Genomic DNA, 26,453 nt, shown 5'->3' on the forward strand with positions numbered 1-26,453 from the left:
CCGCCCGGTGCAACGGGGTTTCGTCAGATCGACAGGCTCTCGGCAGGCTTCAGCGCCCTCGCCTCAGTCTTCGATCCCTCCATGCCGGCAACGAATTTATCGGGCGTCTGGTCGATGATCGGGAAGGTGCCGAAATGGCAGGGGATCGCGGTCTTGAAGCTGAAATAGCGCTGGCAGGCGAGTGCCGCCACCGCGCCACCCATGGTGAAGCGGTCGCCGATCGGCACGAAGCCGATGTCGGGCTGGTGCAACTCGTTGATCAGCGCCATGTCGGAGAAGATGTCGGTGTCGCCCATGGCAAAGATCGAGGCTTCGTCGTCGAAATGCAGCATCAGACCATTGGCGCTGCCGAGCGCATGTGAGACGCCGTCCTCGGTGATCTGGGCCGAGGAATGCAGCGCATTGGTGAACGTCGCGGAGAAGCCGCCGAACGTGACCGTCCCGCCGGTATTGCCCATCTCGATCCTGTCGACGCCCTTGGAGCCGAGCCACGCGGCGAGATCGGCATTCGCAAGAACGACAGCGCCGGTTTCCTTGGCAAGCGCCACGGTATCGCCGACATGGTCGCCATGGCCATGGGTCAGCAGGATATGGGTGATGCCTGCGGACACATCCTTGATGTCCTGGCCGGAAAAGGAAGCGTTATGGCTGAGGAAGGGATCGAGCAGGATCTTCGCCTTTGATGTCTCGATGCGGAAGGCGGAATGGCCAAGCCAAGTGATCTTCATGAAATCTCTCCTTACGTGATGCAAAATCTGATTTCGATGGTAAGGACATATCTCATGCCCCGGCAAAGGAAAGCGGCGGCGGCTTCAATTTCTTTTGACGGGATGAAACGGCAATGACGGTGCTGACGATCGAGGAAATGGCCGAAATCCTTGCTCCCGGGCAGGCGATCGCCGGGCTCGATCTCGGCACCAAAACGATCGGGCTTTCGATGTCCGATCTCGGCCGGCGTTTCGCCACGCCGCGACCGGTGATCCGCCGCGTCAAGTTCACAATCGATGCGCAGGCGCTGCTGGACTTCGCGACGGCTGAAAAGATTGCCGGCTTCATCATCGGCCTGCCGATGAATATGGACGGATCGGCGGGGCCGCGCGTACAGGCGACGCGCGCTTTCGTGCGCAACATGGAGCAGAAAACGGTGCTGCCCTTCGTCTATTGGGACGAACGGCTTTCGACGGTCGCGGCTGAACGGACGCTCATCGAAATGGACGTCTCTCGTGCCAAGCGAGCCGAACGGATTGATTCGGCCGCGGCAAGTTTCATCCTTCAGGGGGCCCTCGACAGGCTGTCCTCGCTCGCAAGGTCTGCGGGGGACGAGTTCAGCGCCTGACGCGCCTTCCACCAAGCGGCGATCAACTTACGCTTTCTGAAGCCCAGGATGGCGAAGACGACGAGACTGTCCACCGCAATGGCGCGGGCAACGAGCGGCGGAATGGTTTCCGGCGGAATACCGAGGGCTTCGCCATAGATCTCGAAAGTCAGGTCATGGACCTGCCGTGTCAGCATGAAGATGCCGAAATTCATGTCGTAATAGGAGAGCCAGTACCATGCGCCCAGAAAGACGATGGGACCGGCCCAGAAGACTAGAAACCACTTCATGCGGCTTCTCCTCCCTGCTTGCGGGCAACGGGCAGATCGAGGGAAATCAGCCGGGTCGACAATGCCATAATGCAAAGCACCAGCGTGGGAATCGCAATATCCAGCGCCAGGACTGCGAAGAACATCATTGCCGTCACCAGAATTGCGGCTTTGGCGATCTTGCTTCCCATGGGCGTCAACTCGGGACTCTCACTCGTACCATCTCTGCTCCCCGCCACACTGTCGGCTTAACCAGCCCCACGCAACGTAAACCATTCGTTAAGGTTAACGCCGCGCCTCCTCCCTGTGGATGAAAGAGTGTCAGCCGTAGACGCCGCGCACGAGACGCTTCAGTGCCGTCGCCGCCTTCTCCCAGTCCTTCGACGTCTTCAGCGATAGGCCGGCGCACTGGCCGCCGGCTGCGCCGGAAAGCACCAGGTGCTGGATCGCCGCGATCACGACGGCATTGACGGCTGCCGCATCCACGCCCTTCGGCGGCGCCAGTGAACCGCGCATGCGATCCAGCCAAAGGGCAAGAGCCTTCGAACGGGCCTCGGACAGCCGCCTCACCTGCTCGGTATTTTCCGATACTTCCCAGGCGAGGATGCGGCGCATCAGCGGATCATTTCTCAAGGCGTCGAGCAGCAGAAGCGCCAGCCGCTCCATCAGATCGCCGTAGGTGAGCATGAACATGCCGCCGGCATCTTCCGGAATGCGATCCCTCACCCATGTGCCGAGATCCGCGCCGATCGCCTCGACCAAACCGTCAAGGCCGCCATAGTAGCGGTAGATCAACTGCTTGTCGCAGCCGGCGCGGCGGGCGACCGCATTGATGCCGAAATTCTGGAAGCCCTCCTGCACCAGCAGGCTCTTGGCGGCGGCAAGGATGGCGCGCTCGGTGGCGCCGCGATCGCGCACGCGCCGCTCGGGCTCCGCACCAACCCCGGGCGAATTATCAAGATTTTCAGCTTCACTCAGCATGACCGACCCTTCCCCGCTGTCACCAATCGGTGAGTAGCGGGGAGACCTTATCCGATCAATCCTATCCTCTTGGGAAGATTGTGGATATTTCTTCCAGCACTCAGAATCCGGCGTCGGATGGGCGCGGAAGACGGCGTGAATCCTTTCAGAAATCTCGTCCCGACGGTTGATCGCGATGGACGAACCCGGCATAGCTGCATTATGAACAAATCTAACAATCTCCGCTAAGGCCCTGCAATGGTGAATTATATCGAAGCCTCCTCCGCGCCGCCGAAGAATACGGGCGCCATCCGGCTTTACGATGAGCAGGCGTTCGAAGGCATGCGCAGGGCGTGCCAGCTGACTGCGCGCTGCCTCGATGCGCTTGCCGATATCGTCAGGCCCGGCCTGCTTACCGACGAGATCGACCGATTCGTATTCGATTTCGGCATGGACCACGGCGCGTATCCGGCGACACTGAATTATCGCGGCTATACCAAATCCACCTGCACCTCGATCAATCACGTCGTCTGCCACGGCATTCCAAACGACAAGCCGCTGCGCGAGGGCGATATCGTCAATATCGACGTTACCTTCGTGCTCGACGGCTGGCATGGCGATTCGAGCCGGATGTATCCGGTCGGCACGATCAAGCGCGCCGCCGAGCGGCTGCTCGAGGTCACCTATGAATCCCTGATGCGCGGCATATCAGCCGTCAGGCCCGGTGCCCGCACCGGCGCGATCGGCGAGGCGATCCAGGCCTATGCGGAGGCCGAGCGCTGTTCGGTGGTGCGCGATTTCTGCGGCCATGGCGTCGGCCGGCTGTTTCACGATTCGCCGAACATCCTGCATTATGGCCGCGCCAATGAAGGGCCGGAGCTGCGCGAGGGCATGATCTTCACCATCGAACCGATGATCAATCTCGGCCGGCCGCATGTGAAGGTGCTGGCCGACGGCTGGACGGCGGTGACCCGCGACCGCTCGCTTTCGGCGCAATACGAACATACGGTCGGCGTCACCGCCGACGGCTGCGAAATCTTCACGCTGTCACCGGGTGGCCTCGACCGGCCGGGACTGCCGTCGCTTGCCAGGTGACGATCTGATGGCAAAGCGGCCTGTTGCGACATCTTCCGACGACAAGCTGCCTTTCGAGACCGAAGAGCCTGTTGTCGACGAACGCTCGTTCTTCGGCGGCCGGCCGCAAAAACCATCCGCGCCGACCGCCCTGCCCGCCTCGCTCTCCGGGCCGGAACATTATCACGGTCATCGTGAGCGGCTGCGTGACCGCTTCCGCGAATTGGGCGATACCGCGCTTGCCGATTACGAAATCCTCGAGCTCTTGCTCTTCCGGCTGATCCCGCGACGCGACACCAAGCCCATCGCCAAGGCGCTCATCGAACGATTCGGCTCTCTCGCCGGCGTCTTTGGCGCGCCGGCGGCGCTGCTGACGGAGGTGAAGGGCGTCGGCGAGAATGTCGCCCTCGACCTGAAACTGATCGCCACCGTCGCGCACCGGACACTGAAGAGCGAGATCAGAAGCAAGCAGGTTCTCTCCTCCTGGTCCTCGGTCATCCAGTACTGCCACGCCGCGATGGCACATGAAACACGAGAACAATTCCGCATCCTCTTCCTCGACAAGCGCAACGTGCTGATCGCCGACGAGGTGCAGGGCCGCGGCACGGTCGACCATACGCCGGTCTATCCCCGCGAGGTAGTCAAACGCGCGCTTGAGCTTTCGGCAACGGCGATCATCCTCGTGCACAATCATCCCTCCGGCGACCCGACGCCCTCGCGCGCCGACATCGACATGACGAAGGTGATCATCGAGGCAGCCAAGGCGCTCGACATCACCGTCCATGACCACATCATCATCGGCAAGGACGGCCATGTCAGCCTGAAGGGCCTGAAGTTGATCTAATCCCGCTACGCTGAATAATACCCGCCCGAAATACCGAGAAGATAAAGCTTCATGACGATCTCCAGCGGTAACACTGATCGATCGACCCGGCTCTGCCGCGATGCGCTCTGCCTCGATGACTTTGAAATGAGGGCGCGGCGACATCTGCCGAAGCCTCTGTTCGGTTATATCGCCGGCGCGACCGAGACCAATGCGTCGCTGCGGCATAACGCAGAGGCCTTCCAGGCCTATGCCTTTCGGCCTCGTGTACTTCGGGACGTCTCGAGGCGCAGCACCGAGACAAGCCTCTTCGGCAAGACCCATGCCGCACCATTCGGCATCGCGCCGATGGGGATCAGCGCGCTGATGGCCTATCGCGGCGACATCGTGCTCGCGCAAGGAGCCGACCAATCGGGGATCCCGATGATCATCAGCGGTTCATCGCTCATCCCGCTGGAGGAGATCGTCGCAGTTTCGCCGCAGGCATGGTTTCAGGCCTATCTTCCCGGAGAACCCGACCGTATCGACGCTCTCATCGATCGGGTCGCTGCGGCCGGCATCGCTACCCTTCTGCTGACCGTGGATACAGCCACGCTGCCCAATCGCGAAAACAATGTAAGGGCGGGGTTTTCGACGCCTTTGCGTCCCGGGCTCCGCCTGGCATGGCAGGGCATCTCGCATCCTCGCTGGACCACCGGCACATTCCTGCGCACGATCGTTCGGCACGGCATTCCGCATTTTGAAAATTCCTACGCCACAAGAGGCGCGCCGATCATCTCCTCGAACGTCACGCGCGATTTCGGGAAGCGTGACCATCTCAACTGGAGCCATCTGGAGCGGATACGCAAGCGGTGGTCCGGCAAGCTCGTGGTCAAGGGGATCATGCACCCTGACGACGCGGCACGGGCTGCAGATACCGGGGCGGATGGGGTGATCGTCTCCAATCATGGCGGTCGTCAGCTCGACGGCACCGCATCTCCCCTTCAGGTCCTTCCGGAGATTGCCGCACGTGTTGGAGACAGCATTGCCGTCATGATCGACGGCGGTATCCGGCGTGGAACGGATATCATGAAGGCCCTCGCGCTTGGCGCCTGTTTCGTGTTCGTGGGCAGGCCATTCCTTTATGCTGCAGCCGTCGCGGGGCTACCGGGCGTGCTGAGAGCAGCGGATATCCTGAAGACGGAACTGCATAGCAATATGGCGCTGCTCGGGGTCACTGGGGTGAGCGATATTTCCGCGGACTACATCACTCGCGCATGAACAACCGTCGCGCGCTGACATCGATATGACGAAGGTGATCATCGACGCGGCGAAGGCACTTGATATCACTGTCCACGACCCCATCATCATCGGCAAGGACGGCTATGTCAGCCTGAAAGGGCCGAAGCTGATCAGAAAGACACAGTCCGGCTGAATCGGGAGCCGTAAAACAATCTGTAACATTGACCGGCTACCGATAGAGGAGCGACATTTTTGTCGCAAAATGATTCCATTTCCAATCCGAGGCTAGAGGATGTTTCAGTACGATCTCGTTGTGGTGGGTAGCGGTCCCGCAGGGCGCCGCGGCGCGATCCAGGCTGCGAAACTCGGCAAGAAAGTGCTTGTCATCGAACAGGGCAAGCGCGTCGGCGGCGTGTCCGTCCATACCGGCACAATCCCTTCGAAGACGCTGCGCGAGACCGCGCTCAATCTCTCTGGCTGGCGCGAGCGCGGCTTCTACGGGCGATCCTACCGCGTCAAGCAGGAGATCAGTGCGGAAGACCTGCGTCGCCGCCTGCTGATTACGCTCAACCATGAAGTCGAAGTGCTCGAGCATCAGTTCGCCCGCAACCGTGTCCACCACATGCGCGGCAAGGCGAGTTTCGTCGATTCCACCACCTTGCAGGTCATCAAGGATGACGGCGAAGCGCTGACGGTGAGCGGCGCCAGCATTCTGCTTGCGGTAGGCACGAAGCCTTTCCGGCCGGACTATATGCCATTCGATGGCAGGACCGTGCTCGACAGCGATGAATTGCTTGACATCGAAGAACTGCCGCGCACCATGGTTGTCATCGGCGCCGGCGTTATCGGCATCGAATATGCGACGATCTTCTCGGCGCTTGATACTGCCGTGACCGTGATCGATCCAAAGTCGACGATGCTCGACTTTATCGACAAGGAAATCGTAGAGGATTTCACCTATCAGCTGCGCGACCGCAATATGAAGCTGCTGCTCGGCACGAAGGCCGATAAGGTCGAGCGGCTGGATAGCGGCAAGGTTCAGCTGACGCTCGACAACGGCCGCCATCTTGTGACCGACATGGTGCTCTTTGCCGCCGGACGCATGGGAGCGACCGACGCGCTGAACCTTCCGGCCATCGGACTGGAGGCCGACAGCCGTGGCCGTCTCAAGGTCAATCCGGAGACCTTCCAGACATCGGTTGCCAACATCTACGCCGCCGGCGACGTGGTCGGCTTTCCAAGCCTTGCCTCGACCTCAATGGAACAGGGCCGCATCGCCGCGCGCGTGGCGATCGGCGCGGTCGCCAAGGAGCCGCAGAAATATTTCCCCTACGGCATCTATGCGGTGCCGGAGATCTCGACCTGCGGTCTGACCGAAGAGGAAATGAAGGAGCGCGGCATTGCCTATGAATGCGGCATTGCCCGCTTCCGCGAAACCTCGCGCGGCCACATCATGGGCCTCGACACCGGGCTTCTGAAGTTGATCTTCTCGCTGAAGACACGCCGCCTGCTCGGGGTGCATATCGTCGGCGAAGGCGCCACCGAGCTGGTGCATATCGGCCAGGCGGTGCTCAATCTCAAAGGCACGGTCGAGTATTTCGTCGAAAACACCTTCAACTATCCAACGCTCGCCGAAGCCTACAAGATCGCCGGCCTCGACGCCTGGAACCGGATGGGCGACATCAAATCGGAACTGTGAAAACCCCGATGGCAGCGCCACCATCTGATTCCGCCAGCTAAGACGGAGCCGAGAGCTTGCGCATCATTTCGCTGAATGCATGGGGCGGCAGGCTTCACGAGGCCCTGATCGCCTATGTCAAGCAGGCCGACCCTGACGTGCTGTGCCTGCAGGAGGTGCTGCGGGCGCGGAATGCGGATAGCGGATGGTCGATATACCGGGATGCCGGGCTGGAACTGCCGCAGCGTGCCAATCTGTTTCAGGAGATCAGCGCCGCCCTGCCCGGCCACGACGCCTTCTTCTGCCCGGCATCGCGAGGTGAACTTTTCGATGGCGACGCCGCTATTGTCGCGGATTTCGGGCTGGCGACCCTCGTCCGCAAATCACATTCCGTTATCGCCCAGGCGCTGGACTTCGTGCATGGCAGTTTTTCCGCCGATGGCTGGGGTGAGCATCCCAGACCGCGCAACGCCCATTGCATCCGCCTCTTCAGCAGCGCGCACGGCCGCGCCGTGACGATCGCCCATATGCATGGCCTGCGCGATCCCGCCGGCAAGGGCGATACGGCGCAGCGCCAACAGCAGGCTCTGGCGTTGGCCGGCCTCATCGGGCGGATCTGGCCCGGCGACGAAGGGCTCGTGGTCTGCGGCGATTTCAATGTGCTGCCCGACAGCGCGACCTTTCGGGTCCTTGCCCGGCTTGGCCTTTCCGATCTCGTCACCGGAAGCGGCCTTGTCGACACGCGAACCTCCCACTATCTGAAGCAGGGCCGCTTCGCGGACTACATGCTGATTACGCCTGGCGTAGAGGTTGCCAGGTTCGACGTGGTCGAGGCGCCCGAGGTCTCCGACCATCGCGCATTGCTGCTCGATATCGCGTAGTATATTGAGGGATGCGCTGTACGAAACTTCTGCGCGCAGTTTCCTGTTTTTACGCCTTAGTTTGAACCCCGATAAATCGCATTGATACGCCGTGCCTGATTTGTGCCTTCACCTCCATTTTGCCTCCGGGCAGACGTTTCTAAAGAAAGATAGATACTCTTGCCCCATGCTTCGGAATCCGTGCGCAGACGTTTTCAGCTCATCCTGATCAAGCCGTCGCATTATGACGATGACGGCTACGTCATCCGCTGGTGGCGGGCGATGATCCCCTCCAATTCGCTCGCGGCCCTTTACGGCATCGCTGCCGAATGCGCCGAGCGCAAGGTCCTCGGGCCGGATACCGCGATCGACATTACCGTAATCGATGAAACCAATACGCGAATCGATTTTGCCGGGCTGCTCGCCCAGTTCAGGCGCCACGGCAATTTCGGCATGGTCGCACTGGTCGGCGTCCAGTCCAACCAATATCCGCGCGCCCTCGACGTCGCCCGCCCCTTCCGCAATGCCGGCCTGCCGGTCTCGATGGGCGGCTTTCATGTGTCCGGCTGCCTGTCGATGCTCGACGGCACGGCGGTCGGGCTCGATGCCTGCCGCGAGATGGGCATCTCGATGTTCGCCGGCGAGGCCGAGGGGCGGCTGGACATGGTGCTGCGCGATGCTGCCGCCGGCGAGCTGAAGCCCCTCTATAATTTCATGAACGACCTTCCCGGCATCGGCGGCACGCCGGTTCCGTTCCTGCCGAAGGACAATATCCAGCGCACACTCGGCCTCAGCACCAGCTTCGATGCCGGACGCGGCTGTCCCTACCAGTGCTCGTTCTGCACCATTATCAACGTGCAGGGGCGCAAGTCGCGCTTCCGCTCGGCCGACGATGTCGAGAAGCTGGTGCGGATGAATTGGGCGCAGGGCATCCACAAATTCTTCATCACCGACGATAATTTCGCCCGCAACAAGGATTGGGAGGCGATCTTCGATCGGCTGATCGAGCTCAAGGAGCGCGACGGCATTCCGCTCGGCCTGATGATCCAGGTCGACACGCTCTGCCACAAGATCCCGAGCTTCATCGAGAAATCCCGGCGCGCCGGCGTCACCCGCGTGTTCATCGGCCTCGAAAACGTCAATCCGGACAATCTGACCGCCGCCAAAAAGAACCAGAACAAGATCACCGAATATCGCAAGATGCTGCTCGCCTGGAAGGCGCAAGGCATCATGACGCTCGCCGGCTATATTCTGGGCTTTCCTGCCGATACGCCGGAATCGATCCGCCGCGACGTCGCGATCATCCAGGAAGAGCTGCCGCTCGACGTGATCGAATTCTTCATCCTGACGCCGCTGCCCGGTTCCGAGGACCATCAGGTTCTGTGGAAGAAGGGTGTCGAGATGGACGGCGATCTCAACATCTACGATGTCGAGCATGTCTGCACTGCCCATCCCAAGATGAGCAAGCAGCAATGGGAAGACATCTACCATGAGGCCTGGTCGCTCTATTATTCGCCTCATCATATGAAGACGCTGCTGCGCCGGGCCGTGGCAACTGGGGTGCCGCTGGCAAGGCTCGTCAAGGTTCTCGTCTCCTTCGCAACCACCGTGCCGCTGGAAAACGTGCATCCGCTGCAGAGCGGCCTCTTTCGCCTGAAGACGCCGTCGGAGCGGCGTCCGGAACTGCCGCGCGAAAATCCGCTGGTCTTCTGGCCGCGCTTTGCCTGGGAAACTTTGAGCAAACATGTGTCTCTCGCCGGCACAATTATCGGCCTGACGATTTCGGCATTCCTGATTTCGCGGGATGCGAAGTCGAAGAGCTATATGGATCAGGCTCTGACACCCGTCGCGGACGATGAGGAAGAGACTCTCAGCCTCTTCACCAAAACCGCCGGTGGAGCCGCGGCCGTCAGCCATGTCCGGAAAGTCGCGGAGCTGACACGGCATTGAGCCACAGTTCCCGCTCAAGCGCCTCGCTTGAACAAGGTTGATGCGAGGCGCTCTGGTGGCAGCTTAAGCGACCTGGATTATCCGCGTTGTCTCGGCCACCTGTAGCGTGTCGACAAATTCGACAATCTTGACCGGTTTCCCGTCCCTGAAATGGATCTTGTCGACGAATTCCGTATGGAAGCTCACGCCTGACGGGATATGTGTGACCTCCCCTTCGCGGTGGGCGAAGACGACCTGCTCATCCTCGTCCACATGGATGCAGGCCGTACTGATCTTCGACAGATCCCAAGCAGTGATGAGCTGCGCTATCACCTGGCGAAAGGCATGGCCACCCAATTCAGTCGAAAAAGGCGCCAGCCGTGTATTGCCAGCCATTCGGAAAGTGCAATCCTCTCCGATCAGCGCCAGCGTGCCCTCGATATCGCCTCGGTCGCGCACAGCATAGATTTCCTCCACCACTTTCTTCATGTCGTGTTTTGCAGTTATTTTCAGGTCCCTCCCACCAAAAACAAATCTGCATCGAATTATACTTCATTTCAACTCTTTGTTGCTGCGGATAAACCATGAAAGGCCAGACAGCCTAAAAAGAAAAGGCCCCGCACGATGGCGGGGCCTTCCAAACTTCAGAACCGGGAAACGATTATTCGGCGCTGTCCTCGGAAGCCTTCTTCTTCGGAGCAGCCTTCTTTTTCGGAGCGGCTTCCTCGCCTTCGCCAGCCTCGGCGGCTTCGGTCTTGGCGGCAGCCTTCTTCTTCGGAGCGGCCTTCTTGGTCTCGGCCTTGGCTTCACCTTCTTCCTCGGCGAGCAGCTCTTCCTTCGTCACCTTCTTGTCGGTGACATCGATTTCGGTCAGCAGGTGATCGATGACCTTCTCTTCGAAGATCGGTGCGCGGATCGAAGCGGCGGCACCCGGCTGGCTGCGGAAGAATTCGAGGATCTGCTTTTCCTGGCCGGGATACTGGCGCAGCTGGTCGTAGATGGCGCGCTGCATCTCGTCTTCGGTGACTTCGACGCCGGCCTTTTCACCGATTTCGGAGAGGACGAGGCCGAGGCGGACGCGACGCTCGGCAAGCGTCTTGTATTCCTCACGGGCCTTCTCTTCGGTCGTGTCTTCGTCCTCGAAGGTCTTGCCGGACTGGGCGAGGTCGTTGTTCACCTGGCTCCAGATGCCGTTATATTCGGCATCGACGAGCGAAGACGGAGTGTCGAACTTGTACATCTCGTCGAGCTGGTCGAGGATCTGGCGCTTCAGCTTCTGGCGGGTCAGCGAACCGTACTGCGATTCGATCTGGCCGCGGACGATCTCCTTCAGGCGATCGGCGGATTCGATGCCGAGCTTGGAGGCGAGTTCGTCGTTGATTTCGACAGCGCCGGGGGCTGCGACATCCTTGACCGTGATGTCGAAGGTCGCTTCCTTGCCGGCGAGGTTCTTGGCCGGATAGTCGGCCGGGAAGGTCACGGTGATGGTCTTCTCTTCGCCGGCCTTGACCCCGACGAGTTGGTCTTCGAAGCCCGGGATGAAGCGGCCGGAGCCGATCACCAGTTCGGCACCCTGATCGGTGCCGCCTTCGAAGGCTTCGCCGTCAACCTTGCCGACATAATCCATGGTGACGCGGTCGCCGTTGGCGGCCTTGCCGGTCTTGCTCTCGTAGGAACGGGCGCTTTCGGCAACCTTCAGGACCTGCTCATTGACTTCGTCATCGGAGATGTCGATGACTTCGCGCGTGACTTTGATGCCCTTGACGGACTTCAGCTCGATCGGCGGCAGCACTTCGTAGGAGAGCGTGAATTCAAAATCCTGCTGGGCGGTGAGGATCTTGTCGGCCTCGTCCTTGTCCTCGGTCATCGCGATTTCCGGCTGCGTGGCCGACTTTTCGCCGCGGCTGGACAGGATGGCGGCGGGCTGTTCGCGGACGATCTCGTTGACGAGATCGGCCATGATCGACTTGCCGTATACCTTCTTCAGGTGAGCAGCGGGGACCTTGCCCGGACGGAAGCCGTTGATGCGGACCTTGTCCTTCACATCGGCAAGACGCTCATTCATCTTGTCTTCCATGTCCTTGGCCGGGATAACGACCTTGATTTCGCGCTTCAGCCCTTCAGCGAGCGTTTCGATAACCTGCATGTCTTCCTACCTTCATGTCGTGGCGGCCGTGCCCAGACGCCGTTCGTTTCTATGAGCACGACGCCGGCAGCGTGCCGCGCGTGGCTTTTCCCAATTCCTGCATCATTCCACCCAAGGGGGAACGGCATTCGCTTCCGGGTATCGGGGGACTAAAATTTCTTAGCCTCCCCCTGCAAACAGCCTGGTGCGGGTAGAGAGACTTGAACTCCCACGCCTTGCGGCACCAGAACCTAAATCTGGCGTGTCTACCAATTTCACCATACCCGCGTTCACAGAACCGCATGCCTATGCCTGCGCATGAGGCCTTCCGGAGCGCGGCGTCTCTATATCACCCGATTTGGTCGAGGCAAAGGAAAAATGAACGTCCAATGACAGGCTATTCAAGGCCCAAAAGCCGCCCTGTCCCGAGGGCTCCGGAGATCAGTAAAGCGGTTCGTCGTAAACCGGCTTGCCGTCGACGAGCAGGCTGCGAATCTGCGCGCGTCCATCCGGCGAGACTCGCACCGCTATGGCGACGTTGCCATCGTTGCGGGCTTCCTCGATCGGTTTGCCCTGACCTTCCGGAATGTAATAGCGCTCGATGCCGTATTCGACCCGGATGCTATCGCCCGCGGCCAGCCCGCCGCTATAGAAAGGCCTGCTGCGCAGGATCACCGTCTCCGGCTGCGGCGACAGCGTCTGGAAGGACGATTCGCTCACCGTCCAGAAACCGTCCGCCTGCTTCTTCAACCGAACCCACAACGTGCGTTCCCCGGGTTCGGCGGAAATGCCGCCGGAGACCGTCTCCACCGGCACGGTCGAAATGTCGTAATTCAAGACGACATAATCGCCCCGCAGGAAATCGCGTGGATCGACCGGCGTCGTTTTCAGCAGGACTTCAGCGCCGTTGCTGAGGATCGATGCGCGGCTCTGGATGATCGTGCCAAGGATCATGGTCTGCAAGCCGGCGACGATGATGGCCGAAATGAGATATCTTTTGCCGGATTGCAGCCTAGCCATCAACGAGCTCATGCGCGTGCCTCCTGTGAAAAGCGTCGCTCGAGACGGATGACGATCCAGGCGACGAGCGCCACTACGAGACCGGAGAACAGGAAGAGGCTCGACGTGCCGAGGATCGAGCCGACGGTGACGGAGGCGAGATAGAGCATCTCCGCGGCAAAGGTCGTATAAGCGAGATAACGCACCGCGCCGTTATCCCTGCCATGCAGAGCGATCGCCAGCACGGCAGCGGCGAGCGTCGCCACCCCGAGCACCACCAGCCGCCAACCTTGCTCGATCTCGATATGCAGCAGCAGCAAGCCGATCGCGGCGACGAGAAAGCTGTAGAAGGCCGGCGCTGCGCCGGCACTCCTGACGAGGGAAGCGATACGGGGGTGCGGCAAAGCCGTCAGCGAGAACACCGCCATGCCGCCGATCGCGAAGGCGAGCGCCACGGCGACCTCCTCATAAAGAGTGTAGAGCCAAGCGAGCCAGCCGATAAGCAGCAGATAGGCGAGATGACGGGCGCGCTCGGCACCGGTATAACGCACCAGTGCGACTGTGATCGCCGCCATGACCGGCGCCATCCAGGGATCAAATCCGATCCAGTGCGTGTCGTTGTTCTCGAGATAGACGGCGAAGGACGCCCAGGAGAGAAAGCCCGCGACGACGACGACCGCGCCCGAACGGAACAGAATTGCCGAGATCGTCGCAATCACGAACCAGAGATACATCACCGTCTGCTCGTCGCCGGAGAGATGATACATCTGCCCGACCAGCGAAATCGCGCCACCGAAGCTCATCGCGCCGATGACCAGCAGCCCGCTTGGGGCGGCTGCCGCACCGCGGGCGAGCATCAGGGCGGCGGCAATATGCACCGCCCAGATCAGAGCGAGGATGGCGCCGACGCGAACGAGGCGCGGAATGGCCTCCCAATTGGAGGCGACGACCAGCAGAACGGCAGCCGCAAGCAGCACCGCCGCCAGCGCCATCAGCACCCGGCCGAGGCTGAAGCTGGCCGGACGACTGTCATATTCGGCGAGAAGCGCGCCGGCCGTTTCCTCTCCAAGCAGACCCTTGCCCACCCAGAGCGAGAGATCCCGCTCCAATCTGCCGCGATACATGCTTGCACCCCTCAGTTCCGCGACGCTAGCTCCGGCGCTGCGGCTTCTGACACTTATAGACGCAGCAGGCGGCTTCGCAACGCCTCGGGACTAAATATGCGAATTCCTCATTGGTCTAATTTGGGTCAGATGTTAACCGGGCGCTAACGTCGAAACCGCTAATATGAGCATACGAAGGAACAGGTATGCGTATTTCGCATACCAATCATGTGTTTATCGCACTGCAAAATATCAATTAGTCATACTATTTACCGAGATATCGAAGCACGGGGATGGCGCCCCGGCCCGGCACGGCCGGACGCCCGCGGATTGTTTGTCCGTGACGAGATTCGCAGCCGCGCACTCCTCCTCCCAAGCGCGCTGCGATGGACTGGCAACACTCCTCCTCCCAGTTGCCAGTCACTATAATGCGCCCGCCGGATCCTCCCCCGGCGGGCGTTTTATTTGATGACAATATAATACAAAAGTTCAAGGCGTTAGCACATGCGGGGCGGGCTGCGCCGTGCCACCGGGAAAGCAAGGTCGACCGGATTTTTCTTCACCTCAAGCCGCGGCGCCGCGTCGTGATCGCGCCGCTTTGCGGGGCCCTCGCAATGACTGACAGCTTGTCGAACCGGCGACGAACCGCCTGTCCAGCGCATAACCCGCCAGAGGCTGGGGTATTTCCTCATCGCAACCTCACGCCGCTTCAAAGGTCGAGTACTCCCTCAAGTCACATTGCCTATTCGTTGGCCAGACTGCGGTAAGATTGTGTAAAGCATTGCATATGCCGCATAGGTGACCTGAAAACTTGGCTGTTTTCCTTCTTCGCACCGCAACATATATTCCGGTCATCAAATAGAGGTCAGCGCCGATGGGTGGCTGCTGGCAGATCAAACCCTCGGAAAGGGGCTTAACATGAACATCACTCGCTCTTTCAACAACTGGCGCAAGTATCGTCAGACGGTCACCGAACTCGGCCGCATGACCAACCGCGAATTGCATGACCTCGGCATCGACCGTTCGGACATCCATCGCGTCGCCCGCGAAGCTTCTTCGCGTTAATTCAAAGGTTTCTGCTTCCTCCCAAGCAGATCCGCCCAAGCTTAAAACGCCCGCTGTACCGCAGCGGGCGTTTTCGTTTACGGCGATTGCAGGTCGTCGCGGTTGCAGGATCTTTCCGGTTCCTTGGCCCGCTCAAAAAATGTTCACCGCTTATTTCTCAAGCATCATATTGCACATTTGCATGGCAGACGCCTTTTATTTGCACTGCACAATGAGAGGGTTTTCGCCTATATAAACATCAACCGCAGAGAGACAGGCGATCCCGCCGTCCAGCGGACATTTGTTCGAGGAAGATGACAATGAACCCGATCCGCATTGCAAAGAGCTGGCTCAGCTACCGCCGTACACTCAACGAACTCGGCAGCCTGTCGAACCAGACCCTGTCCGATATCGGCGTCAGCCGCTACGACATCCGCAACATCGCATCCCGCTCGTTCCGCTAATCGCGGACCTGGTAACGGGCACGATGCTTCAAGACGGCGCCATCAGGGGCGCCGTTTTTGATTCCGGGGTGTTGGATCGCACCTGCCGACATGATATCAGCCCGGCATGAACACGATCTCCTCCTACTCCCCTATCCACGTCGTCGGCGGTGGGCTTGCCGGTTCGGAAGCCGCGTGGCAGATCGCCAGTGCGGGCGTTCCCGTCATTCTGCATGAGATGCGTGGCGTGCGCGGCACGGATGCGCACAAGACCGACGGCCTCGCCGAACTCGTCTGCTCCAATTCCTTCCGCTCCGACGATGCGACCAGCAATGCCGTCGGCGTCATCCATGCGGAGATGCGCATGGCAGGCTCGCTCATCATGGCTGCCGCCGATCGCCATCAAGTGCCGGCCGGCGGCGCGCTGGCCGTCGATCGCGACGGCTTTTCCGAAGCTGTGACCAAGGCAATCCACGATCACCCGCTGATCACCGTCGTGCGCGAGGAAATTACTGGCCTGCCGCCGCGCGACTGGGACCTCGCCGTCGTCGCCACCGGACCACTGACAGCGCCGTCGCTCGCAGCCGCCATCCAGGCGGAGACAGGCGAGGATTCGCTTGCATTCTTCGACGCTATCGCGCCGATCGTCTACCGAGAGAGCATCGACATGGATATCTGCTGGTATCAGTCACGCTACGACAAGGTCGGCCCCGGCGGCACCGGCAAGGACTACATCAACTGCCCGATGGACGAGGCGCAGTACAACGCCTTCGTCGACGCGTTGATCGCAGGCGACACAGTCGGTTTCAAGGAATGGGAAGGCACCCCCTATTTCGACGGCTGCCTGCCTATCGAGGTGATGGCCGAGCGCGGCCGCGAGACGCTGCGCCACGGGCCGATGAAGCCGATGGGTTTGACGAACGCGCATAACCCGACCGTCAAGGCCTATGCCGTTGTGCAACTGCGGCAGGACAATGCGCTCGGCACCCTCTACAACATGGTCGGTTTCCAGACGAAGCTGAAATATGGCGCGCAGGCGGAAATCTTTCGGATGATTCCCGGCCTGGAAAATGCCGAATTTGCCCGGCTCGGCGGCCTGCACCGCAATACCTACATCAATTCCCCCACCCTGCTCGATCCGTCGCTGACGCTGAAATCACGGCCGGGCTTGCGCTTCGCCGGCCAGATCACCGGCTGCGAGGGTTATGTGGAAAGCGCCAGCGTCGGGCTGATGGCCGGGCGCTTCGCCGCCGCCGAACGCAAGGGTGAGGCAATCTCGCTGCCGCCGGCGACGACGGCGCTGGGCTCGCTACTCGGTCACATCACCGGCGGGCATATCGTCACCGACGAGGAGCCGGGCAAGAGGTCGTTCCAGCCGATGAACATCAATTTCGGGCTGTTTCCCGAGCTTGAGCCGGGCTCGATCGTCAAGCCCGAGGGCGTCAAGCGCTTTCGCGGCAAGGACAAAACGATCATGAAACGGCAGTTGATCGCAGGTCGCGCGCTTGCAGACTGCGCCGCCTGGCTCGGTCAGACACCGACCTTTTCCGAAAGAGCCTAAGCCGCCGGTCTACTGCTTGTTGGTCGCGGAAATACTGTCGGACGGCAGATCCCTATCCGGCTCGGCGATGTAATTGCCGAGCAGCCAGAGCGCCACTTCGGAAGCCTCCTTCGGCGAAGCAAACTCGAATCTGCCGTTATGGCTGGGCGCATCCAGAAATTCGATCGTCAACCCCCTGCCCGTCTCCGTGCTTACGGCACGCACACGGCCGGGCTCGATCAGATGGCAGGAGAAATGGCGTGTCATGTTGCGCATGAGGCCGGCCTTGTTGTCGTGCAGGCGCACGAAGATCGCCTGACCGTTTTCCGTCGCCTGCAGCTGGCGGATCGCCTCGTTGGGAAAGGCGCGGCCAAACTCGATGATGGCCAGACCCGTGTCGTGCAGACTGTCTTCCTTGTTCTGCGCAGCCATGCGTGTGGCTGCGAAAGCAAAGAAGATGACGATGGCGAAAAGGACGCACCAGACGATAATGCCCACGCCGAGTCTCCGTTCAAAGCATAGTGGTGAGGCTCTTGTAGCGCGCGAGACTTGCGCGAATTTGACCGATATCAGATTTTCCGGCGGCTCGCTGCCAGCGCCATTCTGAGCTGGCGGCGCCATTGCGGCGACTGCAGCGGCCGGTCGAACAGGAGAGCGCCCTGCCTCTGCGCCTTGCGGAGCACCGGTTCGGCCAGGGTCGCGGGAAGGAAGGCAGGGAACACGGCCGGCGCAATCGACCCCGCTCCCCTCGCCTTCGCCAGATGCTCAAGGCCAAGGCCAGCGAAGGCCTCGATGGCGGCGGAGACGCGCGACCGGTCTTCGCCAGCGAGGAAGGCGTCGCGGTCGAGCCCGGTGGCGGAAAGGATCTGCAGCGGAATATAGAGCTGGCCGCGGCGGCGATGCAGCGGCATCAGCAGCAACAGCCCGGCAATCGCCTGTGCGACGCCGGCATGGCCGGCGGCATCCGCCGATCGCGGGGCCTCCTCCGGCGAAAGCACGAGGCTTGCGAGTTGGATCAGCGCGGATGCCGTTTCGCCGGCATAACCTTCAAGCGAGACCCGCGTCTCCATCGGATCGTCGTAGAGGTCGAAGGTGCGAGCCTCGATCATGTCGACCAGCGTCTTGCGCGGCAGGCGATGAGTTTCGATCGCGTTCAGAAGGCCGGCGGCGACGGGATTGGCCGCCGTCGAGCCATGCGCGCTGCCTTCCAGCAGGTCACGCCAGTATTGCATGCGCACCTCGCCTGGCAGCGGCTCGTGTACCAGGTCGCGGATGCGGGCAAGCTCGGCATTGAATGCGTAAAGCGCCGCAAGCGCGCCGCGCTTGTCCTGCGGTGACAAAAGGCAGGCGAGATAACGGTCGCGATCATTGTCGCGCAACATCGCCAGGCAGATATCCTGGTTCGTTGCAATATTTGCTTCCGCCATTGTCAGACCGCAATCAATGCCGCCGCGACGGCGCGCTGCTCGGCGAGCATGATGTTGAAGGTGCGCACCGCCGCACCCGTGCTCATCGGATCGGAGGCGATGCCGCGTGCCTTCAGTGCCTGCTTCAATTCCTCGGGCAGACGGCGAAGCTCGGTTCCCGTGCCGACGAGCAGAACCTCGATGTCGGCGGCCTCGTCCAGCACGCGGCGGAAATTTTCAGGCGACAGCGGCTTCGACATGTCCATGTCCCAGCCGTGAATGCCGGAGGGCAGGCAAAGGATCGAGCCGCGATGCGACATGTCAGCAAAACGGAAACCGCCATTGCCGTAGGTGTCGATCGGAGCGCGGCCGGGAAAATGCGCGGCGCGGATTTCTATGCCTTTGGCCATGTTTTCAAACCACCGTGCCGGATTTTACACCGGCATCCGTCTTGTTGCTCTGCTTCCCGTCGGGGCTCTCCGGCCGCAGCCGGAAGACGATCAGCACGGGAGCGGCGATATAGATCGAAGAGAAAGTGCCGAGAGCGACGCCGAAGAGCATCGCAAAGGCAAATGAGCGCATGACGTCGCCGCCGAACAGGTAGAGCGCCAGCAAGGCAAGGAGCGTCGTCGCCGCCGTGAGGACGGTACGCGACAGCGTCTGGTTGATCGAGGCATCGATCAGGATCGGCAGCGGCATCTTCGTGTACCGCTTCAGGTTCTCGCGCATCCGGTCATAGACGACGACAGTGTCGTTCAGGGAATAGCCGACAATCGTCAGGACCGCGGCGATACTCGTCAGATTGAATTCGATGCCGGTCAGCACGAAAAGCCCCAGCATGATGATGACGTCGTGCAGCGTTGCGACGATGGCGCCGACGGCAAACTGCCACTCGAAGCGGATCCAGATGTACAGCAGGATTGCCGCGAGCGCGGCAACGACACCGAGCGTCGCCATCATCGTCAATTCGCCCGAGATGGCGGGGCCGACGACTTCGACGCGGCGGAAATCATAATCCGCCTCGAGCTCGCCGCGCACCAGCGTCGCTGCCGATTGCTCGGCATTCTCTCCGCCACCCTGGGACGCGATACGGATCCGCGCGTTCGCCGGGCCGCCGGTGCGTTCGACTCCGACCTCGCCGAGATTGAGGTCGTTAAGGCGCGATCTGAGATCGGCGATGTCGGCATTGCCCTGTTTCGCCGTCACCTCGATGAGCGAGCCGCCGGTGAAGTCGATGCCGAGCTGCAGGCCGATGGTGGCAAAAGCCGCCATGGCGATCAGCGAGATCGCAGCCGACGCCGTGAAGACATAGCGACGGATTCCCATGAACCGGATATTGGCGTGCTCGAAAAGATGGGTGAGGACGCTTTTCGGCAGGTGCCGGGGGTGGCGTCGCGTCAGCCAGACGGCGACGATCGAGCGCGTCAGCGTGAATGCCGTGAAGACGGTCGTCAAAATGCCGACCGCCAGCGTCACGGCGAAACCACGAATGGATTCGCTGCCGAGGAAAAAGAGAATGACGGCGGCGATGAAGATCGTGACATTCGCATCGACGATCGTCGCAAAGGCACGCGAGAAACCGCGACCGACAGCCTCGGCAAAGGAATGGGCGGTTTTTTCTTCTTCGCGGATGCGCTCGTAAATCAGCACGTTCGAATCGACCGCCATACCGACGATAAGCACGATGCCGGCAATGCCGGGCAAGGTGAGCGTCGCGCCGGCAAGGCTGAGTGCCGCGATAATGAGGATCAGATTGAAGAAGAGCGAAACGACAGCAATAACGCCGAGAATGCGGTAGAGCGCGATCATCAGCGCTGCAACCAGCAGGACAGCGACGAGGCCGGCAACAAGGCCGGAGACGATGGATTCGCCGCCGAAGGTCGGGCTGACGCTGCGCTCCTCGACGCTCGTCAGCGTCGCCGGCAAGGCGCCGGCGCGCAGCATCACGGCAAGGTCGCGAACACCGTCTTCGGAGAAATTCGCAGAAATCCGGCCCTCGCCGTTGGTGATCGCGGCATCGATGACGGGCGCCGACATGACCTGATCGTCGAAGACGATGGCAAGGTGCTTGCCAATATTCTGTCCCGTCACCTCAGCCAACCGCTTGGTGCCTTCGGCATCGAGACGATAGGCGATGGAGGTATCCTGCGTCTGCGGATCGACGACCGGCTGGATATCGACCATGTTGCCGGCGCTTGCGAAAGCCGTGCGATCGACGAGATAGGGAACCGGCGGATCGTCCAGCGAATAGAGCACCTGCGATGTCGCCGGCCAGCGGCCGTTCAGCGCCTCCTGCCCCGACATGCTTTCATCGATCAAATGAAAAGAAAGCTTGGCCGGCTGGTTGAGGAGATTCTTCAGCCGCTCGGCATCGACCGATCCCAGCACCTGCACGGTGATCCGGTCGTCGCCCTCGGGACCAACGAGGAAATTCCCATAGCCGAATCCGGCAATGCGGCGGCCGACAATATCGAGCGAGCGGGTCCGGGCGGAGGCAACATCAGCGGTAATGTCGGCGTCGGAAATCTGCAGCGAAAGCTGCCCTTCGCCGCCCTGCTGCAGCGCAAGCTCGGGCGCGGAATCTCTGCCGGTCGTCATCAGGGATTTCAGACGATCGACCGCTTTCTGCGTCTCAGCAGGATCGGTGATCCGGACACTAACGGTCCGGTCGTTGCCGGTCAGCCCGGTATAGCGGATGCCGGCGCCGCGCAGCGCGTTGCGCACATTCGCGACTGCCTCTTCCAGACGATCCTTGACGATATCGGAACGCTCGACCTTCAGAACGATATGCGAACCGCCCTGCAGATCGAGGCCGAGCATTACCCGATCGTGTCGCAGCCAGTCCGGCAGCGAGGCACGCTGTGCCTCGCTCAGCAGATTGGGCGCAGCGATGACGACGGCCGCAAACGCAACCAGCCAAATCAGAAGTGTTTTCCAGCGGGAAAAATGCAACATTCTCTCGACGATCTTCCGATCCGGCGGTTTGCCGCTATCGCTTGTTACGCCGCGTCGGCCTTAACAGGTTCACCCTTGACGCGAACTTCCGAAATGCCACTGCGGACGATGCGCACGCGCACACCTTCGGCAATCTCGACTTCGACTTCCTTGTCGTCGACGACCTTCGTCACCTTGCCGACGAGACCGCCGCCGGTCACGACCTGGTCGCCGCGACGGATCGCCTTCAGGGTTTCCTCACGCTTCTTGGCCTGCGCACGCTGCGGACGGATCAGCAGGAAGTACCAGACGACCATCAGCGGCACGAACAGAATGATCATTTCGAAACCGGAGCCGCCGAAACCGGTTGCGGTATCGGTCGCACTCTGGGCGAATGCCGGGGTGATGAACATGCTAAACTCCTCAGGCTTGGCGGCGGAACTCCGCCTCATTTTTCAGGTTGCCGGACTATAGTTGCCGCTTCGATGAATGCAACAGAAACAGCCGGAAACAGTACCGATTCCGCTGCCTCATAACCTTTCCGGCGGCAAAACGCCATGCTACCCCGCATCGAAAGATAATGCGGATTGCCGCAGCAAGAAATCAGGAGCTTGCGATGACAGAGGAAATCAACACCGCCCTGCTTGCCGAGCTGAAGCGGCTCGCCGATGCCGTCCAGCGTCTTGCCGGACCGGCACCCGCCGTCAACGACTGGGACGCCGCCGACTGTTTCGTCTGGGTGCCGCAGCGCCAGTATCTGCAACCCGTTAAGAAACCCAACCGGGTGGCGCTGAAGCTCATCCGCGGCGTCGATCATGTGCGCGATATCCTGCACGAAAATACGGTGCGTTTCGCCGAAGGTTATGCGGCCAATAACGTTTTGCTCTGGGGTGCGCGCGGCATGGGCAAATCGTCGCTGGTCAAGGCCGTGCATGAGGATGTCATGCGCGAAAGCGGCGTCGCGCTGAAGCTCGTCGAAGTTCACCGCGAGGATATTGCCAGCCTCCCCAACCTGCTCGACCTCCTGAAAGACACGCCGTACCGCGTCATCGTCTTCTGCGACGATCTCTCCTTCGATCACGACGACACCGCCTATAAGTCGCTCAAGGCGGCGCTCGACGGCGGTGTCGAAGGCCGGCCGGACAATGTGCTCTTCTACGCCACCTCGAACCGGCGTCATCTGCTGCCGCGTCACATGATGGAAAATGAACAGTCGACAGCGATTAATCCGTCCGAAGCCGTCGAAGAGAAGGTTTCGCTGTCCGATCGTTTCGGTCTCTGGCTCGGCTTCCATAAATGCAGCCAGGAAGACTATCTCGGCATGATCGACGGCTATGCCGATCACTTCAAGCTCGGGCTCGCGCGCGACACGCTGCATGCCGAGGCGTTGGAATGGGCAACAACGCGCGGTGCGCGCTCGGGCCGCGTTGCCTGGCAATACATTCAGGATCTGGCGGGGCGCATGCGCGTTCATATCGACCGGGCGTAGACAGGCCTCCGGCCCGATGCAAGACCGTCCAAAATGACAAAAGCCCGGCTGGCGGCCGGGCTTTTGCGCTTCCTGGTACGCTCTACCTATTCCAGGAAAGTCATCGGGTTGACCGGGGATGCGTCCTTGCGCACCTCGAAATGGACCTGCGGCTGCTTGACGTCGCCGCTCATGCCGGAGACGGCGACGGTCTGCCCGCGCTGGATCTTCTGGCCGCGGGCAACGCTCAGCGTGTCGGCATTGCCATAGACGGTGACGGTGCCGTCGTCGTGACGGACGAGAACCGTGTTGCCGAGTTCCTTCAGGCCGTTGCCGGCATAGATCACGACGCCGTTTTCGGCGGCCTTGATCGGCGTGCCCTGCGGTACCGAGATATCGATGCCGTCATTGCGGCTGCCGTTGACGTTGGCGCCATAGGCGGCAATGACCTGGCCACGCACCGGCCAGCGGTATTTGCCGATGCCGGTCGATTCCGGCGCGTCGGAGCTGACGTCGGCCTTCTTCTCGACCTCGTCGACGGTCTGGGTCGCGGCCGGCGCCTTATAAGGCGCGGGCTGAACGGAAGCCGTCTGCTGGGCTGGCGCCGGATCAGCCGGCTTCGACTCGACCTTTTCAGCCGGGATCGAGGCGGTCTTGATCGTGTCGGCTTTGCCGGTCGGGATCTTCAGGGCCTGGCCGACACGCAGCGAGCTCGCCGAAATATTGTTGGCGGCCTTGAGGTCGTCGATATTGGCGCCGGTCGCCTTGGCGATCTTTGCCAGCGAATCGCCCTGTTTGACGACATAGGTGCCGGCAGGCGCCTTCGGATCCTTGCCGGCGCCGGCGGGAACCTTTGCGGCCGGATCGGCGCTCGCCATGGTCTTGTCGCGGGCGGAATTGGCGCCAGGGACAACGGCGACCTTCTGCTCCGGCCCCTTGGCCGGCTCCGGCATATTGCCGGGCTTGGCAAGATCGGCCGCCTGCGACGCCGCCTTGGCGGCATTGCCGCCATTCAACGTCGGGATCAGGATCGCCTGGCCGGGCTGGGCGGCAGAGGCGGTTTTCAGATTGTTGATGCGCAGGATTTCCTTTTCCGGAACGCCAAAGCGCCGGGACAGCGTTGCGATATTCTCACCCGGGCGCAGTGTCACGGAAGGCGCGTTGGTCGAGGACCAGCCGGAAATCTTCGGCGTGGTGCCTGTTGTCAGCGAATCGGGCGCTGCCTTTGGTGTCATCGGCGCCACGAGCCGCGGCTTTTGAGCCTGCGGCGAAGCCGGGAACGGCTGGGCGAGCGCCACGTCCTTTTCCCGCTGGCGAGATGGCGCGACAGCCGTCGGCGCGGCAAGCTCGGAACGCTGGATCGAGACCGGCGAGGAAGCCAGGCGTGCGCTCGACGGACGGACCGGCTCGTAACCCGGGTTCGCCGGATACGGCTGGTTCGGCGCATTGTTGCCACCGTAACCGGACTGGCTGGCGACAGCCGAACCGCCGAGATCGGCGCGCGGCACCGGATCGCCCTGAACGCCGCCCCGGCGCGGAATGGAACTTGTGGTGATCTGGTCCTGCCCGGAGGAGGAAAACAGACCGCCAAACCGTGTCACATCGGAACTGCAGCCTGTTGCGGCACTCGCCAGCAGGCCCACAACCAGAAGATTACCGGCCGACTTACCGAACTTCGGCGAAAGACTGAAACGCATTGACTCGACCCACTGAGAACGCAACCATTTGTGAGTCTATTAAAACGCGTTAGTATTACCACGCGGTTAAGATGCTGGAATCAGTGCGATATTTTTGGGAAGTTGATGACCATAGCTTACGGGTGAAAAATCGCAGTGCCTACAGCAGCGAGGCAAGCCGCGGAATGATCGGCAGATAAGGCGCTTCGAACAATTCCTCGCGTTCGAAGCGGCTGCCGGTTTTCGTCAGCCGAACCATGCGGCACTCGTTCTCGGAAATCATCAGCGGCGCAATCATCGAACCACCGGAAACGAGCTGGTCGGTATAAAAGCGCGGCATCGCATTGAAAGCCGCCGTCACCAGGATACGATCGAAGGTGCCCTCCCCCTGCATGCCGGCGCTGCCGTCGGCATGGCGGATGACGACGTTGCGCAGGCCAAGCGATTCCATGCGCCGCTGCGCTGCCGATGTCAGTGTCTTGTAGCGGTCGATGGACAGCACACGCTCGGCCAGGCGCCCCATAACGGCGGCAGTGAAACCGCTGCCGGTGCCGATTTCCAGGACGCGCTGCCCCGGCTTGAGCTTCAGGTGATGGAGGATGCGGACGACAAAATCGATGCCTTCGAGAAAGGAACCGCATTCGATCGGAATCGTCCGGCTCGAATAGGCGTCGTCGGCAAATTGCGCCGGCACGAATAGCGAGCGCTGCGTCTGCTCAACCGCCGTCAGCAGATCGAGGTCAGAGATGCCTTCGGCACGCAATCTGAGGACGAGCGCCGCAAAGCCCTCCTTCTCCGCCAGTCTTGCCGTCAAACCTGTGCTCCGTATCCCAGGGCCCGCGCCACGCGGTCCGTCACGGAATAATCGGTCAAATCCAGTTTCAAAGGCGTTACCGAAATCTTGTTATGCTTTAGAGCGTGAATATCGGTGCCTTCGATGAAGGCGCCGGCGCGTTCGCCGAACTTCAGCCAGTAATAGGGAAAGCCGCGGCCGTCGGAGCGGGCATCGACCTGCAGATTGAAGGCGAGCTTGCCCTGCATGGTCACTTCGGCGCCGTCGACCTCGCCGGGACGGCAGTTCGGGAAGTTGAGATTGAGGAACGTGCCCTCCGGCAGGTCCAGATCCAGCAGCTTTTCCAGAAGAGCCGGGGCATGCGCCTCGCAGACTTCCCAGGGCACGATGCGTGCGCCATCTTCATAGAGATAGGCCTGGCTGAGCGCGAAGGAGCGCACACCCTGCATCGTGCCTTCGATGGCGCCGGCGATCGTGCCGGAATAGGTCACGTCGTCTGCGACGTTCGAACCCGAATTGACGCCGGAGAGAACGAGATCGGGCTTGATGTCCATCACCTGGCGGATGCCCATGATGACGCAATCCGTCGGCGTGCCGCGCAAGGCGAAATGCTTGTCGGAAATCTTGCGCAGTCGCAACGGCTCGGACAGGCTCAGCGAATGGGCAAGACCGCTCTGATCGGTCTCGGGCGCGACGATCCAGACGTCGTCGGATAGTGTGCGGGCGATCCGCTCCAGCGCGGCAAGGCCTTCGGCATGGATGCCATCGTCATTCGTGAGCAGGATGCGCATCG

Annotated in this window: 27 protein-coding genes, 1 tRNA gene and 1 pseudogene; 12 read left to right on the forward strand and 17 right to left on the reverse strand. The window is 61.2% G+C overall.

The genetic code is table 11. From position 1 onward, the window contains the following. Positions 1-23: 23 nt before the first annotated feature. Positions 24-728 carry a metal-dependent hydrolase gene (locus B5E41_RS24095; RefSeq protein WP_064802174.1) on the reverse strand — a complete coding sequence of 235 codons (705 nt, stop codon included), beginning with the start codon at positions 726-728 and terminating at the stop codon, positions 24-26. Positions 729-841: 113 nt separating this feature from the next. On the opposite strand from B5E41_RS24095, the gene ruvX reads away from it, so the two are divergent. Beyond that, a complete protein-coding gene (ruvX, locus tag B5E41_RS24100) occupies positions 842-1,336 on the forward strand; it encodes a Holliday junction resolvase RuvX (protein WP_088396371.1) in 495 nt (164 codons plus the stop codon). Here the strand turns inward: ruvX and B5E41_RS24105 are convergent. From B5E41_RS24105 to B5E41_RS24110, 3 genes are all read right to left on the reverse strand, one after another. Continuing rightward, positions 1,273-1,605, reverse strand: a complete 333-nt coding sequence (locus tag B5E41_RS24105; protein WP_020921151.1) for a DUF6105 family protein — start codon at positions 1,603-1,605, stop codon at positions 1,273-1,275. The genes ruvX and B5E41_RS24105 overlap by 64 nt on opposite strands. Further along, positions 1,602-1,775, reverse strand: coding sequence for a hypothetical protein (locus B5E41_RS31865; protein ID WP_176439475.1), 174 nt, complete (start codon positions 1,773-1,775; stop codon positions 1,602-1,604). The genes B5E41_RS24105 and B5E41_RS31865 overlap by 4 nt, the downstream gene beginning before the upstream one ends. A 130-nt stretch (positions 1,776-1,905) precedes the next feature. After that, positions 1,906-2,565, reverse strand: a complete 660-nt coding sequence (locus tag B5E41_RS24110) for a TetR/AcrR family transcriptional regulator (protein WP_088396372.1) — start codon at positions 2,563-2,565, stop codon at positions 1,906-1,908. A gap of 237 nt (positions 2,566-2,802) precedes the next feature. Between B5E41_RS24110 and map the strand changes: the two genes are divergently transcribed. From map to B5E41_RS24145, 7 genes and pseudogenes are all read left to right on the forward strand, one after another. Further along, complete coding sequence (gene map / locus B5E41_RS24115; RefSeq protein WP_088396373.1) at positions 2,803-3,639, forward strand: type I methionyl aminopeptidase; 837 nt, start codon at positions 2,803-2,805, stop codon at positions 3,637-3,639. A 7-nt stretch (positions 3,640-3,646) separates the two neighbouring features. Beyond that, positions 3,647-4,462, forward strand: a complete 816-nt coding sequence (gene radC / locus B5E41_RS24120; RefSeq protein ID WP_088396466.1) for a RadC family protein — start codon at positions 3,647-3,649, stop codon at positions 4,460-4,462. A gap of 51 nt (positions 4,463-4,513) precedes the next feature. Continuing rightward, positions 4,514-5,701 (forward strand): alpha-hydroxy acid oxidase, encoded by a 1,188-nt coding sequence (locus B5E41_RS24125; RefSeq protein WP_088396374.1) that lies wholly within the window; start codon positions 4,514-4,516, stop codon positions 5,699-5,701. A gap of 4 nt (positions 5,702-5,705) precedes the next feature. Then, positions 5,706-5,855 (forward strand): annotated as a pseudogene (locus tag B5E41_RS24130) (JAB domain-containing protein); the annotation flags it as partial. A gap of 99 nt (positions 5,856-5,954) precedes the next feature. Beyond that, positions 5,955-7,361, forward strand: coding sequence for a Si-specific NAD(P)(+) transhydrogenase (sthA, locus tag B5E41_RS24135; RefSeq protein WP_088396376.1), 1,407 nt, complete (start codon positions 5,955-5,957; stop codon positions 7,359-7,361). A 56-nt stretch (positions 7,362-7,417) separates the two neighbouring features. After that, entirely contained in the window at positions 7,418-8,221 is an 804-nt protein-coding gene (locus tag B5E41_RS24140) for an endonuclease/exonuclease/phosphatase family protein (protein WP_088396377.1), read from the forward strand. A gap of 159 nt (positions 8,222-8,380) precedes the next feature. Continuing rightward, the gene (locus B5E41_RS24145; protein ID WP_088396378.1) at positions 8,381-10,150 is read left to right on the forward strand and encodes a B12-binding domain-containing radical SAM protein; all 1,770 of its coding nucleotides are present in this window, start codon (positions 8,381-8,383) and stop codon (positions 10,148-10,150) included. Between the two features lie 63 nt (positions 10,151-10,213). Here the strand turns inward: B5E41_RS24145 and B5E41_RS24150 are convergent, their stop codons facing one another. The 5 genes from B5E41_RS24150 to B5E41_RS24170 form a co-directional block, all read right to left on the reverse strand. Further along, positions 10,214-10,636 (reverse strand): nuclear transport factor 2 family protein, encoded by a 423-nt coding sequence (locus B5E41_RS24150; protein WP_088396379.1) that lies wholly within the window; start codon positions 10,634-10,636, stop codon positions 10,214-10,216. 154 nt (positions 10,637-10,790) lie between these two features. Beyond that, complete coding sequence (gene tig, locus B5E41_RS24155; protein WP_088396380.1) at positions 10,791-12,275, reverse strand: trigger factor; 1,485 nt, start codon at positions 12,273-12,275, stop codon at positions 10,791-10,793. Positions 12,276-12,457: 182 nt separating this feature from the next. Further along, positions 12,458-12,542: transfer RNA gene (locus B5E41_RS24160), tRNA-Leu, on the reverse strand. 153 nt (positions 12,543-12,695) lie between these two features. Continuing rightward, positions 12,696-13,286 (reverse strand): GDYXXLXY domain-containing protein, encoded by a 591-nt coding sequence (locus tag B5E41_RS24165; RefSeq protein WP_088396381.1) that lies wholly within the window; start codon positions 13,284-13,286, stop codon positions 12,696-12,698. Next, on the reverse strand, positions 13,283-14,377 hold the full coding sequence (locus B5E41_RS24170) for a DUF2157 domain-containing protein (protein ID WP_088396382.1): 1,095 nt from the start codon (positions 14,375-14,377) through the stop codon (positions 13,283-13,285). Before B5E41_RS24170 ends, B5E41_RS24165 begins: the two co-directional genes overlap by 4 nt. A gap of 897 nt (positions 14,378-15,274) precedes the next feature. On the opposite strand from B5E41_RS24170, the gene B5E41_RS24175 reads away from it, so the two are divergent. From B5E41_RS24175 to trmFO, 3 genes are all read left to right on the forward strand, one after another. Then, positions 15,275-15,421 (forward strand): DUF1127 domain-containing protein, encoded by a 147-nt coding sequence (locus B5E41_RS24175; RefSeq protein ID WP_004678838.1) that lies wholly within the window; start codon positions 15,275-15,277, stop codon positions 15,419-15,421. 299 nt (positions 15,422-15,720) lie between these two features. After that, positions 15,721-15,864 (forward strand): DUF1127 domain-containing protein, encoded by a 144-nt coding sequence (locus B5E41_RS24180; protein WP_004678841.1) that lies wholly within the window; start codon positions 15,721-15,723, stop codon positions 15,862-15,864. Between the two features lie 106 nt (positions 15,865-15,970). Further along, positions 15,971-17,404 (forward strand): methylenetetrahydrofolate--tRNA-(uracil(54)-C(5))-methyltransferase (FADH(2)-oxidizing) TrmFO, encoded by a 1,434-nt coding sequence (trmFO, locus tag B5E41_RS24185; RefSeq protein ID WP_088396383.1) that lies wholly within the window; start codon positions 15,971-15,973, stop codon positions 17,402-17,404. Between the two features lie 9 nt (positions 17,405-17,413). On the opposite strand, the gene B5E41_RS24190 is transcribed toward trmFO, so the two are convergent. The 5 genes from B5E41_RS24190 to yajC all read right to left on the reverse strand — a co-directional run bounded on the left by B5E41_RS24190 (position 17,414) and on the right by yajC (position 22,136). Then, positions 17,414-17,881, reverse strand: a complete 468-nt coding sequence (locus B5E41_RS24190; RefSeq protein WP_088396384.1) for a hypothetical protein — start codon at positions 17,879-17,881, stop codon at positions 17,414-17,416. 71 nt (positions 17,882-17,952) lie between these two features. Next, positions 17,953-18,810 carry a phytoene/squalene synthase family protein gene (locus B5E41_RS24195; protein WP_088396385.1) on the reverse strand — a complete coding sequence of 286 codons (858 nt, stop codon included), beginning with the start codon at positions 18,808-18,810 and terminating at the stop codon, positions 17,953-17,955. Between the two features lie 2 nt (positions 18,811-18,812). After that, positions 18,813-19,199 (reverse strand): Mth938-like domain-containing protein, encoded by a 387-nt coding sequence (locus B5E41_RS24200; protein ID WP_016732900.1) that lies wholly within the window; start codon positions 19,197-19,199, stop codon positions 18,813-18,815. A gap of 4 nt (positions 19,200-19,203) precedes the next feature. Further along, positions 19,204-21,744, reverse strand: coding sequence for a protein translocase subunit SecDF (secDF, locus tag B5E41_RS24205; RefSeq protein ID WP_088396386.1), 2,541 nt, complete (start codon positions 21,742-21,744; stop codon positions 19,204-19,206). Between the two features lie 44 nt (positions 21,745-21,788). Continuing rightward, complete coding sequence (yajC, locus tag B5E41_RS24210) at positions 21,789-22,136, reverse strand: preprotein translocase subunit YajC (RefSeq protein WP_004678848.1); 348 nt, start codon at positions 22,134-22,136, stop codon at positions 21,789-21,791. Positions 22,137-22,339: 203 nt separating this feature from the next. On the opposite strand from yajC, the gene B5E41_RS24215 reads away from it, so the two are divergent. After that, the gene (locus B5E41_RS24215) at positions 22,340-23,212 is read left to right on the forward strand and encodes an ATP-binding protein (RefSeq protein WP_088396467.1); all 873 of its coding nucleotides are present in this window, start codon (positions 22,340-22,342) and stop codon (positions 23,210-23,212) included. A gap of 86 nt (positions 23,213-23,298) precedes the next feature. Here B5E41_RS24215 and B5E41_RS24220 read toward each other — a convergent pair whose 3' ends face one another. The 3 genes from B5E41_RS24220 to surE form a co-directional block, all read right to left on the reverse strand. Then, complete coding sequence (locus tag B5E41_RS24220; RefSeq protein ID WP_088396387.1) at positions 23,299-24,888, reverse strand: peptidoglycan DD-metalloendopeptidase family protein; 1,590 nt, start codon at positions 24,886-24,888, stop codon at positions 23,299-23,301. Positions 24,889-25,027: 139 nt separating this feature from the next. After that, on the reverse strand, positions 25,028-25,681 hold the full coding sequence (locus B5E41_RS24225; RefSeq protein WP_085859345.1) for a protein-L-isoaspartate(D-aspartate) O-methyltransferase: 654 nt from the start codon (positions 25,679-25,681) through the stop codon (positions 25,028-25,030). Next, positions 25,678-26,451 carry a 5'/3'-nucleotidase SurE gene (gene surE, locus B5E41_RS24230; protein ID WP_088396388.1) on the reverse strand — a complete coding sequence of 258 codons (774 nt, stop codon included), beginning with the start codon at positions 26,449-26,451 and terminating at the stop codon, positions 25,678-25,680. The genes B5E41_RS24225 and surE overlap by 4 nt, the downstream gene beginning before the upstream one ends. Between the last annotated feature and the right edge of the window lie 2 nt (positions 26,452-26,453).

This window comes from Rhizobium esperanzae (assembly GCF_002204185.1).
Classification (GTDB): domain Bacteria; phylum Pseudomonadota; class Alphaproteobacteria; order Rhizobiales; family Rhizobiaceae; genus Rhizobium; species Rhizobium esperanzae.